Origin of the sequence: uncultured Winogradskyella sp. (assembly GCF_947495255.1) — a bacterium.
Taxonomy (GTDB): domain Bacteria; phylum Bacteroidota; class Bacteroidia; order Flavobacteriales; family Flavobacteriaceae; genus Winogradskyella.
The window spans coordinates 212,619-227,486 of the sequence record NZ_CANLYI010000002.1 but is presented as its reverse complement, the minus strand read 5'-3'; the positions used below and the strand labels follow the sequence as shown (position 1 = coordinate 227,486).

Annotated in this window: 16 protein-coding genes; 8 read left to right on the top strand and 8 right to left on the bottom strand. The window is 32.2% G+C overall.

Annotation, left to right across the window (positions count from 1 at the left end):
• The first annotated feature begins 45 nt into the window (after positions 1–45).
• A complete protein-coding gene (locus tag Q0807_RS03755; protein WP_299106551.1) occupies positions 46–1,023 on the top strand; it encodes an FAD:protein FMN transferase in 978 nt (325 codons plus the stop codon).
• A 103-nt stretch (positions 1,024–1,126) separates the two neighbouring features.
• Here the strand turns inward: Q0807_RS03755 and Q0807_RS03750 are convergent, their stop codons facing one another.
• The 4 genes from Q0807_RS03750 to map are packed head-to-tail and all read right to left on the bottom strand — an operon-like array spanning position 1,127 to position 3,882.
• The gene (locus tag Q0807_RS03750; RefSeq protein ID WP_299106549.1) at positions 1,127–1,495 is read right to left on the bottom strand and encodes a DUF423 domain-containing protein; all 369 of its coding nucleotides are present in this window, start codon (positions 1,493–1,495) and stop codon (positions 1,127–1,129) included.
• 10 nt (positions 1,496–1,505) lie between these two features.
• A complete protein-coding gene (locus Q0807_RS03745; protein ID WP_299106547.1) occupies positions 1,506–2,270 on the bottom strand; it encodes a class I SAM-dependent methyltransferase in 765 nt (254 codons plus the stop codon).
• A gap of 4 nt (positions 2,271–2,274) precedes the next feature.
• Positions 2,275–3,054 (bottom strand): DUF3050 domain-containing protein, encoded by a 780-nt coding sequence (locus tag Q0807_RS03740; protein ID WP_299106545.1) that lies wholly within the window; start codon positions 3,052–3,054, stop codon positions 2,275–2,277.
• A gap of 9 nt (positions 3,055–3,063) precedes the next feature.
• Positions 3,064–3,882 carry a type I methionyl aminopeptidase gene (map, locus tag Q0807_RS03735; protein WP_299106542.1) on the bottom strand — a complete coding sequence of 273 codons (819 nt, stop codon included), beginning with the start codon at positions 3,880–3,882 and terminating at the stop codon, positions 3,064–3,066.
• 124 nt (positions 3,883–4,006) lie between these two features.
• Between map and Q0807_RS03730 the strand changes: the two genes are divergently transcribed.
• Positions 4,007–5,272, top strand: coding sequence for an acetyl-CoA hydrolase/transferase family protein (locus Q0807_RS03730; RefSeq protein ID WP_299106540.1), 1,266 nt, complete (start codon positions 4,007–4,009; stop codon positions 5,270–5,272).
• Positions 5,273–5,289: 17 nt separating this feature from the next.
• Here Q0807_RS03730 and Q0807_RS03725 read toward each other — a convergent pair whose 3' ends face one another.
• Together Q0807_RS03725 and gpmI are read right to left on the bottom strand one after the other, a co-directional pair.
• Positions 5,290–5,688, bottom strand: coding sequence for a BT0820 family HAD-type phosphatase (locus Q0807_RS03725; protein ID WP_299106537.1), 399 nt, complete (start codon positions 5,686–5,688; stop codon positions 5,290–5,292).
• A gap of 210 nt (positions 5,689–5,898) precedes the next feature.
• Positions 5,899–7,416 (bottom strand): 2,3-bisphosphoglycerate-independent phosphoglycerate mutase, encoded by a 1,518-nt coding sequence (gene gpmI, locus Q0807_RS03720; RefSeq protein WP_299106535.1) that lies wholly within the window; start codon positions 7,414–7,416, stop codon positions 5,899–5,901.
• 263 nt (positions 7,417–7,679) lie between these two features.
• Between gpmI and Q0807_RS03715 the strand changes: the two genes are divergently transcribed.
• Positions 7,680–8,075, top strand: a complete 396-nt coding sequence (locus tag Q0807_RS03715; protein WP_299106532.1) for an ankyrin repeat domain-containing protein — start codon at positions 7,680–7,682, stop codon at positions 8,073–8,075.
• Positions 8,076–8,118: 43 nt separating this feature from the next.
• Here the strand turns inward: Q0807_RS03715 and Q0807_RS03710 are convergent, their stop codons facing one another.
• The gene (locus tag Q0807_RS03710) at positions 8,119–8,886 is read right to left on the bottom strand and encodes a M48 family metallopeptidase (protein ID WP_299106529.1); all 768 of its coding nucleotides are present in this window, start codon (positions 8,884–8,886) and stop codon (positions 8,119–8,121) included.
• 151 nt (positions 8,887–9,037) lie between these two features.
• Here Q0807_RS03710 and Q0807_RS03705 point away from each other — a divergent pair, with 151 nt between their 5' ends.
• Complete coding sequence (locus Q0807_RS03705) at positions 9,038–9,463, top strand: GNAT family N-acetyltransferase (protein ID WP_299106526.1); 426 nt, start codon at positions 9,038–9,040, stop codon at positions 9,461–9,463.
• A gap of 2 nt (positions 9,464–9,465) precedes the next feature.
• Here Q0807_RS03705 and pepE read toward each other — a convergent pair whose 3' ends face one another.
• Positions 9,466–10,173, bottom strand: a complete 708-nt coding sequence (gene pepE / locus Q0807_RS03700) for a dipeptidase PepE (RefSeq protein WP_299106521.1) — start codon at positions 10,171–10,173, stop codon at positions 9,466–9,468.
• Between the two features lie 153 nt (positions 10,174–10,326).
• Here pepE and Q0807_RS03695 point away from each other — a divergent pair, with 153 nt between their 5' ends.
• The 4 genes from Q0807_RS03695 to Q0807_RS03680 all read left to right on the top strand — a co-directional run bounded on the left by Q0807_RS03695 (position 10,327) and on the right by Q0807_RS03680 (position 14,862).
• Positions 10,327–11,163, top strand: a complete 837-nt coding sequence (locus Q0807_RS03695) for a carboxypeptidase-like regulatory domain-containing protein (protein WP_299106519.1) — start codon at positions 10,327–10,329, stop codon at positions 11,161–11,163.
• A complete protein-coding gene (locus Q0807_RS03690) occupies positions 11,150–11,944 on the top strand; it encodes a hypothetical protein (protein WP_299106517.1) in 795 nt (264 codons plus the stop codon). The genes Q0807_RS03695 and Q0807_RS03690 overlap by 14 nt, the downstream gene beginning before the upstream one ends.
• A gap of 48 nt (positions 11,945–11,992) precedes the next feature.
• The gene (locus tag Q0807_RS03685; RefSeq protein ID WP_299106515.1) at positions 11,993–12,496 is read left to right on the top strand and encodes a DUF6702 family protein; all 504 of its coding nucleotides are present in this window, start codon (positions 11,993–11,995) and stop codon (positions 12,494–12,496) included.
• A gap of 68 nt (positions 12,497–12,564) precedes the next feature.
• Positions 12,565–14,862 (top strand): M1 family metallopeptidase, encoded by a 2,298-nt coding sequence (locus Q0807_RS03680; RefSeq protein WP_299106513.1) that lies wholly within the window; start codon positions 12,565–12,567, stop codon positions 14,860–14,862.
• The last annotated feature ends 6 nt before the right edge of the window (positions 14,863–14,868 follow it).

Below are 14,868 nucleotides of genomic sequence, written 5' to 3'. Positions count from 1 at the left end.
ATCAGAAGCGAAAGACTTAATACAGTTGATATCAGATTTAAACTTATGAAAAAAATCGTTTACCTATTTCTAATTGCTCTGACTTTTTCTTGTCAGCAAGAACCTAAAAACACTAAACTTTCTGGTCAAGTTTTCGGCACCAGTTATAATATTCAATATTTTTCTGAAGACCATATTAATTATCAGAAACAGTTTGATAGTTTGTTTGCGGTTGTAAATAAATCGCTTTCTACCTACATTCCAGATTCTGATATATCTAAACTTAATAGAAATGAAATCACTAAAGTTGATAATCATTTTGAAAATGTTTTTAAAGCTTCAAAAATCATTTACAGAAAAACCGAAGGTGTTTTTGATCCAACTATAGGTAATGTTGTAAACGCATGGAATTTTGGGGCAGAAAAGGATAAATTTTTAACAGATAGCTCAACCATAGATCGATTAATGAAATTTGTCGGTTTTAACAAAGTTGGTATAGTCGATAAACATATTAAAAAGCAGCAAGAAAGTTATCTCGAGTTCAATGCTATAGCAAAAGGCTATGGAATTGATGTTATTGCTAATTTTTTAGAATCTAAAGGAATTGATAATTATTTAGTGGACATAGGAGGTGATTTAAGAACATCAGGATTAAATTTAGAAAGCAAAAAGGGCTGGGCAGTTGGTATTGATGACCCTAATTTTGATGGTAAGCAATCATACTCTAAAGTTATTGTTCTAAAAGAAGAAAGTATGGCTACTTCAGGAACCTACAGAAAGTTTAGAACTGATGACAACGGCAATCGCTATGCACATATTATTAATACAAAAACGGGTTATCCAACAAAAACAAATATTCTAAGTGTTTCTGTTATTGCGCCAGATTGTATGATGGCTGATGCGTACGCAACTGCCTTTCAGGCTATGGGAATTGATAAGGTTACTTGGTTTTTAAACTCTCATCCTGAGTTAAAAGCATATTTTATTTATGAAGATGAAGATAAAATCTTACAGACCTTAAGTTTAAATGGTTTTCCGGAATAGTTTATTAGAATTCCAGTGCGCTCACAATACACTTTGTTATTCCAAGTATAGTTTAAATGTAAACTTCGAGTTAGTCAAGGAATAGAAAGTGCTTTATTTATTCTTAAAATGCATTGGTCAATACCAATAACCAACCTACAACCAATAATAATCCTCCAATTGGTGTAATAGGCCCTAAAAAACGAAGTTTCTTTCCTTTAGCATCAGATAGAATCAATCCATAAATACTAAAAGAGAATAATGTAATGCCGATTGTGAAACACCAATACGTTGCTGAGGTTATATCGTTAGCATTAAGACCTAATGCGAGTAATACTATGGCATGATACATTTGGTATTTAACACCAACCTCAAAACTATGTAATTGATCCGTAGACAAAATTTTCTTTAACGCATGTGCGCCAAAAGCACCAAAAATCACAGATAACATTCCAAAAAAGGCACCTGTTGCAATAATAATTTGTTGTGTCATTTTTGTTTTTTTATTTATAAACCACAGGAATAATTTCACCTTTAGCTAAACAGTATTTTGTAATATCTTCTTCTGAAAGTTGAGCAGTGTAATCAATGTCTTCAACTTTAAAACCTACAGAGCGAAGTTTGTCAAAGTAATCTCTACCATAAACGCGTACATGATCATATTGTCCAAAAATTTTAGCACGTTCTGCTTTGTCAGTAATAGTATTATCTTCAAAAGTTTCAGCACGATTTAAATCTTGTGGAATCTGAAAAACACCGTAACCACCAGGTTTCATAACTCTGTATAACTCTTGCATTGCTTTGGTGTCATCTGGGATATGTTCTAACACATGGTTACAAAGAATTACATCATAACTGTTATCTTCAAACGGAAGGTCACAAATATCTGCTTTTACATCTGCGATTGGAGAGAGTAAATCAGTAGTTGTGTAGGAAATATTTTTAAGTGTTCTAAAACGTTTTAAAAAACATTGCTCCGGAGCAAAATGAAGCACTTTTTTTTCGTCCTTAAAAAAATCAGTTTCATTATTGAGATACAACCACAATAATCTATGCCTTTCTAAAGAAAGCGTAGAAGGTGAGAGCACATTGGGTCTTTGTTTGCCATAACCATATGGTAAAAAAGATTTAAAACTTTTACCATCAATTGGGTCTGTGTATTTATTGCCTTTTAAATAGAGCACCAATATTGGTCTAATAACATAGCTGAGTCTAATTAATAGAGGTCTTGGAATTGTGTTTAATATTATTTTGAATAGTTTTTTCAAAAGCTTAAATTTCAATTAGTTTTTTAGAATTTATTAATTCTTCTATACCATTCCAAAGTAAAATACGTTGTTGCAAAGCGTTTTTGGCAACCTCTAAAACATCATTCCATTTTGCGGAGTCGTCACCACAAAGTTCCTCAATCATTTTTAGTGATAATGGTCCATGTTCATCACCATCTAGTTCTATATGTCTTTTAAGATAATACGTTAACTTACTATATGTATTGTTGCTTGTTTTTGATTGATTTATAATTTGAAAAAACATATCTGGTATTAAATCTTCACGACCAAATGTAAAAGCAGAGGCTATTTTATGAGGTTCATTAGTATTAATAATATCAAAAGTAAAGTTGATAAATTTAGAAGTTTCTGAGATTAAACTAACGGCATTACTAGCATCCTTTATAAGTATGCCGTTTTGTATTTGTGTAATAAATTTTTCAATTTGAAACGTACTAGCATCGATTTGTTTCATGGCATCTAAATACATTCCAAAATGACTTTTAGGCTCCCCAAGTTCATTAATGTCACTTTCCTCCCCAAGTACTATTTCATTTATAAAACGAGATGTGGATGGATTTGAAACAGGTGTCCAAGGCAGTGTGGTAGTGGTTAAATGATTTTGAAGGGCTTTTAACAATGACATAAAATCCCAAACCGCAAAAACATGCTGTTCCATAAAAATCCTAATATCTTCAATAGAAGATAAGGTGCTATATAATTTATGATTGTTTAGTTCTTCTCTTAATAAAGCCAGTTCTTTCTCTAAATAATCTATGGTCATAAATAGTAATTAAAGTACTAAAGCTTTTTGTCTAAAAGCATCTTCTTCATTAGAGGTTATTCCTAATGCTTCGTGCACATATGCAAAAGTTGATAATATTTCAGGTTTACCATCTACAATAGCGATGTCATGTTCAAAATGTACACTTGGTTTGCCATCTTGTGTTACAATGGTCCAACCATCACTAAGTTGTTTTACTTTGTGAGTTCCCATATTTATCATTGGCTCAATAGCAACCACCATGCCTTCAATAAATTTCTTACCTCGACCTCTTTTTCCGTAGTTAGGCATTTCTGGGTCTTCATGCATTTTTTTACCTAAACCATGGCCAACTAATTCTCTAACCACACCATAACCTTGAGCTTCACAGAATTGTTGAATTGCAAAACCAACATCACCAACACGATTGCCGATTTTTAATTGTTCAATACCAACATACAAAGATTCTTTGGTTGTTTTAATTAGCTTTTTAGTTTCCTCATCTACGTTTCCGATTTCAAAAGTATAAGCATGATCGCCATAAAAACCATTCATAAAAGAACCACAATCTATAGAAACAATATCACCATCCTTTAACGGAATATCAGTAGGTAATCCATGTACAACCGCTTCATTTACACTACATAATAAAGTGGAAGGGCAATCGTAGAGTCCTTTAAATCCAGGTAAAGCACCATGGTCTCTAATAAATTCTTCTGCGATTTTATCTAAATGATTTGTGGTGACACCTTCTTTCGTTTCTTTTGCCAACATACCTAATGTTTTAGATACGATGAGTGCACTTTGACGCATTAATTCAATTTCTTCGGCTGTTTTTACTATAATCATGTTTCATTGTATTGAGCGGCAAAGATAGGCATTATAATATTTTAATTATTCCCGAAAACATGATAAATCACAGTTTCTAATTGAGATTTCTATTCTAGATTTGTAATCTAAAATTTGAAGAACCATGTATAAAACCGTTACAGCAGAAGAGGCCTTAAAAGTCGTGAAATCTAATGACCGTGTTTACATTCAAGCAGCTGCAGCAGCACCTCAAAGTCTTATTAAAGCGTTAACCGCAAGACATGAAGAATTGAGAAATGTAGAAGTTTGTCATTTACATACCGAAGGTGAAGCACCATATGCAAATCCTGAGCTTAGAGAGAGTTTTCATGTGAATTCATTTTTTATTGGAAAAAATGTAAGACATACTTTAAAAGCGGGTAACGGAACGTATACTCCAGTTTTTTTAAGTGAATTACCTAGACTTTTTCAACGAAGAATCATTAATCTCGATGTGGTTTTAATTCATGTTTCTGTACCAGATCGCCATGGTTATTGTTCGTTAGGAGTCGCTGTAGAAGCAATTTTAGCTGCTATAGATAATGCTAAGACTGTAATTGCTCAAGTAAATCCTCAAATGCCAAGGACTCATGGTGCTGGTGTTATTCATATTACTGAAATAGATTATTTTGTAGAATCTGATGAAGAAATCCCAACGCATCATATGGCTGAGCCAAATGCTGTTGAGACTAAAATTGGAAATTATGTGGCTGATTTAATTGAAGACAGAAGTACATTGCAAATGGGAATTGGCTCCATACCAAATGCTGTATTAAAAAGTCTTACAAGTCATAAAGATTTGGGTTTACATACAGAAATGTTTTCTGATGGTGTAATAGATTTAATATTGAATAATGTTATTAATGGTAATTATAAAAAGATTAATCGTGGTCGTGCACTTTCTACGTTTGTAATGGGCTCTAAGCGTTTATATGATTATGTAGACGACAATCCGTTTGTAGAAATGCGAGCTTCAAATTATACAAATAATGCAGCTTATATTAAACAAAACCCAAAAATGGTTGCTATAAATTCTGCGATTGAAGTTGATTTAACAGGACAAGTATGTGCTGATTCTATAGGTAGCAACATTTATTCTGGTGTTGGTGGACAAATGGATTTTATAAGAGGAGCATCGTTAAGTGAAGGAGGTAAGGCGATAATAGCACTTCCGTCTGTTACAAAAAATGGAGTGAGTAGAATTGTACCAATTTTAAAGCCAGGAGCAGGCGTTGTAACCACAAGAGCTCACGTGCAATATGTAGTTACTGAATATGGTGTTGCAAATTTATATGGTAAAACAATAAAACAACGCGTAGAGGCCTTAACCCGAGTTGCTCATCCTGATCACAGATTAAGTATAGATAAAGCGTATTTTGAAATGTTGTAGGTTAAATTAATAACTAACTATAATTTCCACCACTTCTTTTTAGGTGCTTTAATGTCTGGTTTTTCGTTGGTAATGATTTGATAAACTTCACCCCAACCTAAAATACCACCAATATTACGGTCGTCTATAAAAAGATCAGCGTGAATTTTTCGACTTCTACTGTAGTCATATTTTTCTTCAGGGAAGCTTGCATTTACGGCATAAAATTCTATTCCGTTTTCTTTACAGAAATCCACCGCTTCTTGCAGTTTAGAGCCACATCTGTAGGTCCAAAGTATGAGGCGATGACCATCTTCTTGTAATCGTTTTAAAGTTTCAAAAGCAAAAATGCGTGTTTTTCCAATTTTGGGGTAAGCATCATCTACTATGGTGCCATCAAAATCTACGGCTATAATTAATCTATTTTGAAAATTCATGCTATTCATCAATTGTAGGTTGGGACAAAGTTACAACAATATGAGTTTTACACCAATTTGAATATATAATGTTGTCTTAATTATAATGAATTCTTTTATATTATCTAGTATTAAAAATGCTTCATACAGACTTTGTACGTTAAAATTTTCAATTAGAAATAACGTTTAAAAAGATTTCAATTTTACAACATTATATATCCATAATGATATTTAAACTAGGGGTTTTTGTGTCATTGCCTCTGGTTGAGGTATTCCTATTAATTTTAAAATCGTTGGAGCTATATCTCCTAAAATTCCGTCTTTAACTGTTTTTAAGTCTTTGTCAATTAAAATAATAGGAACAGGGTTTGTTGTATGTGCTGTATTTGGAGATCCATCAGGATTTATCATTGTTTCACAATTACCATGATCCGCAATTAAAATAGTTGTATAATCATTTTCTAATGCAGTAGTAACTACACTTTTTACACATGCATCAACAGCTTCACAAGCTTTAATAGCAGCTGCCATCACACCAGTATGGCCAACCATATCTCCATTAGCAAAATTTAAACATACAAAATCAACGTCTCCTTTTTTAAGTTCAGGTACTAATGCATCTGTAAGTTCAAAAGCGCTCATTTCTGGTTTTAAATCGTAGGTGGCTACTTTTGGTGAGTTTCTTAATATTCTGGTTTCACCTTCAAATGGTTTTTCTTGTCCACCAGAAAAGAAAAATGTAACGTGAGGATACTTCTCAGTTTCAGCAATTCTTATTTGCTTTTTATGATGTTTTTCTAATACTTCACCTAAAGTGTCTGATAAGTTATCTTTATTAAAAACTACGTTTATACCTTTATAGTTATCATCATAATTAGTTAATGTAACATAATAGAGGCTTAATTTATGCATGTTCTGCTCATGAAAATCACTTTGGGAAAGCACTTCTGTTAATTGACGACCACGATCTGTTCTAAAGTTAAAGAATATAACAACGTCATCATCTTTAATAGTTGTAACAGGTTGGTTGTTGCTATCAGTAGCAATTAAAGGTTTTATAAATTCGTCGGTAACGCCATTATCGTAATTTGCTTTAATAGATTCTAAAACGTTTTGCGTTTTTTCACCTTCGCCATGTACCATACCGTCATAAGCTAATTTTACGCGCTCCCAACGTTTATCTCTATCCATTGCGTAATAACGACCAGTTACGGTTGCTAATTTTCCTGTGGTTTTCTTCATGTAATCTTCTAAATCAGAAATAAAACCATAGCCAGATTTTGGATCTACATCTCTTCCATCTGTAAAAGCATGTACAAAAACATTTTCTAAACCATAATCGTGAGTTGCATTAAGCAAACCGAAAAGATGGTTAATATGAGAATGTACACCTCCATTACTTACTAAACCTAATAAATGAATATTCTTGTTATTTGTTTTAGCATAAGCAAAGGCATCTTTTAATACCTTTTCTTCTCTAAGGGTTTTATTCTCAACAGCAAGGTTTATTTTTACTAAATCTTGGTATACAATTCTACCTGCACCTAGATTCATATGTCCAACTTCACTATTACCCATTTGTCCTTCTGGGAGGCCTACATGCAAACCATCAGTTCTTAAACTTGCGCTTGGATACTTAGTGTAAAGTGAATTTATAAATGGAATTTGTGCATTGTCTATTGCCGAAACTTTAGGGTCAGGAGATTTCCCCCAACCATCTAAAATCATTAAAATAACCTTCTTATTCATCTGTAAATATTTTATATATCAAAGATAATACATACATAACTATAACAATTCTGTATACTGAAAAAATTTAATGTATTTACTAAACTTTTAGCCTTGCTAAACAGTTGATATGCTATGTGATATATTTTATAATTTGACTAACGTATTTATTTTCAAAGTGTTAAATAAATGTTATAAAAAATATTTAGTGTAACAAAAGAAAAGAGATGTCGTCTATTTAGTATAATCAAAAAACAAATCAATTAAATTTAAAATCTTTCATCATGAAAAAATCAGTAGTAGTTTTAGCCTTAGCATTAGGCTTTTCAATCAGTAATTTAAATGCATCAAATGTTATTTTCTCTTTTGAAGTAGATAATGTAATTGTTCAAACCGAAGAGGTCAGTCCCTTATGTAAGGCAGTTGCCACAGGTAATACGGAAGAAGTAAAAAGATTAATAAAAAATGGAGCAGATGTTAACGCCAAATCTAATGGTATGATGCCTATTCATTATGCTGCAAAATATAACCGAGTAGAATTAATAAAGGTGTTAATTACGGCAGGTTCTAAGATACATGAGGCTTGCGATTTGGGTTATACAGCATTGAGACTTGCAGAAAATGCAAAAGCAGATGATGCAGCATTGTTCTTAAAACGTTTTAAAAGAAAGACTGCCTAGGAGTAGGCAATTATTTGAGTTAGTTAGTTATAAAAAGCGTCCATTAGGACGCTTTTTTATATTTAGCAATTGCTTCCCTAATTTTTTCTATTCTATTTTCTGGGTCAGGATGTGTGCTTTGCATTTCGGGTGTGCGATTAGGACCAGCCGCAGCTTTTAGAATTTCCATAACTCCAATCATTTCTTCTGGATTGTAACCAGCGTCTAACATGAACATAACTCCAAGTTCATCACTTTCTAATTCATCACCTCTTCCATTTTTAAGAAGTGACCCATTACCAATTTGTTGAGCAACTCCACCCATATCTATTGCAGAACTTCCCATAGCTAGAGTTTTCCAAAAGTTAGCATTTGTAATACGTTCGTTTGAGTGCTTTCCTAATACATGACCAATTTCATGACCAAGAACACCTGCTAATTGATCTTCGTTTTGAAGCTGTGAAAACAAAGCATAGGTTATAAATATCTGTCCACCAGGTAATGCAAAGGCATTGATGGTATTTTCATCAGCTAATAAATGAAATTCGTATTTATAAGGCGTATTTTTTGCTAAGCTATTGTTTACTAATTTGTTTCCAACATTATCCACCATTGCCTGATATTGGTTATTTGGATGTAATCCACCATGTTGTTGTGCCATACCTGGTGCACTTTGTAAACCAATGGCTATTTCTTCTTGTGGTGATAAGGATATGGCTTGTTTCTTCCCTGTAAAAGGATTAACTTCCTCTTGGCTGCACTTTCTTAAGAATGCAAAACCAGCTATGGCTATAAAAATTAAAATACGGACTTTAAAATTACCTCTTCTCATTATTTGTGTATTAATGCGTTCAATTTACAAAAGTTTGACACATAATTTAGACTAAAGTCATTGATTATGTATAAATAATTGAAATGTTTTCAAACTTAAACCGACTTGATTATCATATAAAAACTATACTTTTATTCTAATAATTTAAGATATGAGTTACCAATTCAAAATAATTTCTAATGAAGATTTAAATCAAATAATCCCAATGGTTTATGAGTTAAATGATGCAAAGGTTAGTGAAGCTGTATTGAAATCTAGATTTAATGAAATGAAACATCAAAATTATGAATGTGCTGTGATTTCAATAGGTAATGACTTGGTTGGAGTTAGTGGTTTATGGTTTTGTACCAGACATTATATGGGTAAATCTGTAGAATTAGACCATGTGTTTATTAAACCAGAACATAGAGGTAATGGTTTAGGGAAACAATTTATGGCTTGGGTAAATAACTATGTAAAAGAAAAAGGATGCAATTCTATAGAACTGAATACTTATGTTCAAAATTATCCTTCACATAAATTTTATTATAACGAAGGATTTGAAATTTTAGGTTATCATTTTCTAAAAAAGCTATAGTCTTATTTTAAAAACTCTAAATCTGTGTTTGTTCCGATTTCATAAGGTACTCTGCCGTATTCAAAAATTCGAGCATCTAAAGTTCCTTTTAAAGTTAGTTTTTTTCCTTCTACTGCAACCCAACTACCTTCGCGTAAACCAATAACGGGTTGGGTGTTAAATGCATGGAATTCTTTAATACGTGTTTCTCTAGTTTCTCCCATATGTTTACTTCCAACTATTGGATCTAAATAATGCGGATTTATGTTAAACGGAACTAAGCCTAAAGTTTTAAAACTTGGAGGATACATAATTGGCATATCGTTAGTTGTATTCATGGTTAAACCGCAAATATTACTTCCTGCACTTGTCCCTAAATAAGGAGTTCCATTATTTACAGCTGTTTTAATAGCAGCCAAAGCTTTCTTTTTATAAAGTTGAGAAACTAAAACAAACGTATTTCCTCCTCCAACAAAAATACCTTCTGCATTTTTTATAGCGTCTTCTGCGTTTTCAAATTGGTGTACTCCTTTAACTGTTTTACCAATAGATTTAAAGGCTTTTGATGCTATTGCTGTATAGTCATCATGCGAGATTCCTCCTGGTCTTGCATACGGAATGAACAAAATTTCATTTACAGATTTAAAGTGAATTTTTAGCTCGTCTAATAAATATTCTAGATAACCACTTCCATGGATGGTTGATGTACTTGCGATGATAATTGATTTCAAAATTTATTCTTTTTTGTCAAAGTATGAATTCTAAATAGAAACCAAAAATTAAACTAATAATTAATTCAGATAAATCATTTAACAAAAGTTTGACGGACTTTTTTATGTTATTAGAAATATAAAACCGAACTTTAAAGAACTAACTGAGATATTATGAAATCATTTTTACTTTTACTATGTTGTGTATGTACCTTATCTATTTATAGTCAAGATATTGAAAGGACTACTATAGATGGTAGAATTGTTGTAGCCTCTAACGATAAGGAAGGTGTAACTGTTTTTAACACGTCTTCTAACAAAGGTGCTATAACAGATGAAAACGGAACTTTTGAAATTGCAGTAGCTCTCAATGATGTCATTGAATTTGGAGCATTACAGTTTAAAGATTTTAGTGTAACCATTACAAATGAGGTTTTAGAATCTAAGCAATTAACGGTTCTTTTAGTAGAAGAAGTTAACAAGTTAGATGAGGTAGTTTTGTTACCATTTGGTCTTACAGGTAATTTGGATGCCGATTTAGAAAATGTGAGAACCTATAATGTAAGCTTAGATGCTGTTTATTTTGGGTTAGATCATATTGAAGATTTTGAGTTTACATCAGATTATAAAACTAAGGTAGATAACTTAGCTTTTAATGAGTATAATCCACACATGGAGAATATGCTTAATTTGGTTAATGTAGCCGGATTTTTAATGAAACAAATCATAAACATTGATGGTGTAAGTCTCGATAACATTAAATTTAAATCTGAAAAAGAAAAGCAACTTATTGAAAAGACACCTTTTAAACAAGCGTTAGACACATACAGTGTTAACTATATTCATACTAATTTCGATATTCCATTGAACCAAATTGAAGCGTTTACTGATTACGTTGAGAAGCAAGGCGTTGATGAAACTTTGTTTGAAGAAAACAAGGAATTACAATTACTAGAACGTATTTCTCAATTAAGTAAGTCATTCTTAAAAACGATTAGTGATCAAGATTAAGCCTATATTTTTTTTTACATTTATTTTAAGTTTAAGTATTCAAGCACAAACTAAAGAACTAAATGGTCAGCTTGTTGCCAATGACGAGGTAGATGGACTTCATATTCAAAATAAAACAGCTGCAAAATATACCATTTCTAATGAGGATGGGAGTTTTGTAATTCCTGCTAAAGTTTCAGATACACTAATAATTTCAGGTGTAAAGTATCAAATAAAAGAAGTAGTAATAACCGCTTCTATTATAGAATTAGGGCAATTTAATGTCCATTTAATTGAGAATGTTAGTGAGTTAAATGAAGTTGTTGTCGGTAAGATTTTAACGGGTAGTTTAGAGTCTGATATTTCAAATTCTGATGCAGAAACAGAAATTAATTTCTATGATTTAGGAATTCCTGGTTATAAGGGAAAACCATTAACACAGAATGAGCGTAAATTACATGATGCAGATGCTGGACCAATGGGTTATATCGGTTTAGGAGGAGGTGTAAACTTACATAAGTTGCTAAATAAAGTGAGTGGACGAACAAAAAAGTTAAAAGCTATTGTAGAGTTAGACGATAGAGATAAGTGTAGTAAAAGATTACGTGATGATTATGAATCTATTCTTTTTGAAAAAGACACATTAACCATAAGTTTAAGAACTGAGTACTTTTTATATTGCCAAGAAGACGAAGAATTCTTAAACTTGTGCAATGCAAAAAATGAAATAAAAATGCTCGAATTTTTGCAAGCCAAATTATTAGTCTACCAAGAAAACAGAAAAATTGTTTCAGAAGATTAGTTTTTGGAATACCTTTTGAATATCATAAAAAAAAATAGTAGCATATACATGAAATCATTACAAATATTAATTGCCTTTTTAATCCTTCCGTTGCTTGTTTCTAATACTGATAATCACGAATATTATGTAAGTGTTACACAGATTGAATATGTAGAAGAGCAACAATCACTTCAAATTATTAGTCAAATTTTTATTAATGATTTTGAAACTTTAATAAGAAGGCGTTACAACGAAACCATAACATTAGATTCTGAAAATGAGTCCGAAAAAATAGAGGTTTACATGAAACGTTATCTTAAAGATAAATTAAAAGTTAGCGTCAATGGAAACGCTCTTGATTTTAAGTTTATTGGAAAGGAATATAAGGATGACATTGCTTATTGTTATCTAGAGATTGAAAATGTTACAAATATTAAAACATTAGAGGTAACTAATCAGTTATTGTTTGATGTGTTCTCAGAACAACAAAATATTCTAAGAATGAAGTTATTGGGTAAAAACAGAAGTTTTCTTTTGGTGCCTGGTAATGCGTCTTGTTCGTTAAAGTTTTAAGTAAATTCTTTTTTAGCCGTTAGAAATTCTTAATTTAGGCTTCACTTTAAAACACAACTAATCTATTTATGAAAATTATTAAGTATTTCTTATGCGCTTTCCTATGCTCTTCATTCAGCATGTATGCTCAAGATGAGATAAAGGAAGAGCGCCAACCTGGTCACACTAACCAAAACAAGTTTAAGCAACTTTACGATGAGTTTGCAACGCCAAATATGTTTAGAACAGGCTCTGGAGCTCCAGGACCAGCATATTATCAGCAACAAGCAGATTACAAAATGGATATTGAAATCGATGATGTAAATGCAAAACTTTATGGTGACGAAACAATTACTTACACAAATAATTCACCTGACGATTTAAAATACCTTTGGGTACAGTTAGATCAAAATATGCGTTCTAGAGATTCTAAAACGCCACTTATTCGTTCTTCTGGTATTGGACCAGCGACATCATCTTCAGGTGCAGTAAAATCATATTTAAAAGAATCTTTTGATGGTGGTTTTCATATAGAGCACGTTAAAGATATAAATGGTAAAAATTTAGAACATACTATAAATAGCACCATGATGCGTGTTGAATTGCCAAGCGTTTTAAAATCTGGAAGTCAGTTTTCTTTTAAGATAAAATGGTGGTACAATATTAACGATCATGTTAAGGATGGTGGACGTTCTGGTTACGAGTATTTTGAAGAAAATGATAATCGTATCTATGTAATGGCTCAGTTTTATCCTCGTATGGCTGTTTATAATGATGTTGAAGGATGGCAGAATTCTCAATTTTGGGGACGCGATGAGTTTGCATTGCCATTTGGTGATTTTGATGTAAACATTACAGTGCCTGCCGATCACATCTTAGATGGTACAGGTTATTTAGTAAATCGTGAAGATGTATTTACAAAAGATATGATGAAGCGTTTTAAGAAAGCGAAAAAATCATACGATACACCTGTTATGATTGTAACGCAAGATGAAGCTGAAATTACAGAAAAGTCTAAGAGTAAAGATAAAAAGACTTGGAAGCTTTCTGCTCAGATGGTTCGTGATTTCGGATTTGCAACATCTCGTAAATTTTTATGGGATATGATGGCTGTAAAAATTGGAGACAAAGATGTAATGGCAGTTTCTTTATATTCTAAAGAAGGAAATCCGTTATGGGAACAATGGTCAACTAAAGCAGTTGCAAGTACATTAAAGTCGTATTCGCGTATGACGTTTGATTATCCTTACCACAAAGCAATTTCTGTACATGCACCAATGGGAATGGAGTATCCTATGATTTGTTACAATTTTGGTCGTCCAGATAAAGAAGGTAAATATTCAGATAGAACAAAATATGGAATGATTAGTGTTATTATTCACGAAGTTGGTCACAACTTTTTTCCAATGATTGTAAATAGTGATGAGCGCCAATGGACATGGATGGATGAAGGCCTAAATACTTTTGTTCAATATGTGGCAGAACAAGATTTTGGAGAATGGTATCCAAAAGCATTGTCTCCAAGTGATAAAGCCTATCCATCTCGACGTGGACCAGCTAAAAATATTGTAAGATATATGGGTGGAAATCAAGATTATATTGCGCCAATTATGACAAAAGGTTTAAATACGTACCAATTTGGTAATAACGCCTACAGTAAGCCAGCTACTGGATTAAATATGCTAAGAGAAACAATAATGGGTCGTGATCTATTTGATTATTCATTTAGAGAATATGCTAATCGTTGGATGTTTAAACACCCAACACCAGAGGATTTCTTCCGTACTATGGAAGATGCATCTGCAGTAGATTTAGATTGGTTTTGGAGAGGTTGGTTCTACACTACAGATTATACTGATATCGGAATTAAAGAAGTTAAGAAGTTTGCTGTATCTGCAACACCTAATGAAAATGGTAAGCAATTAGCTGAACGTTATAACAGAGATCCAAATAGCTTAGTTTATTTTATAGAAGAAGGTGGAGAAGGTTATGATGATGCTGTTAAAAAAGCAGAAGCTATTGATGAGGTGCTAACTGTAAAAGAATACATTATGGATAATTTTACACCTGCAGAACAAAAAGAGATGAAGGCGACACCTAAGTTTTTCTATGAAGTAACTTTTGATAAGCCAGGAGGATTAGTAATGCCAATTATTGTTGAGTTTACTTATGCAGATGGTACAACAGAGAAACAAACATATCCAGCTCAAATTTGGAGATACAATGATAAAGAAGTCAGTAAAGCAATTGCTTCTGAAAAAGAAATTATATCTATTGCTTTAGATCCAGATTTAGAGACAGCAGATGTAGATACTAGTAATAATGCTTGGCCAAAAGAAGCTAAGACAAGTGAATTTGATAAGTTTAAGAATAAAACAAAAGACTAAAACTTG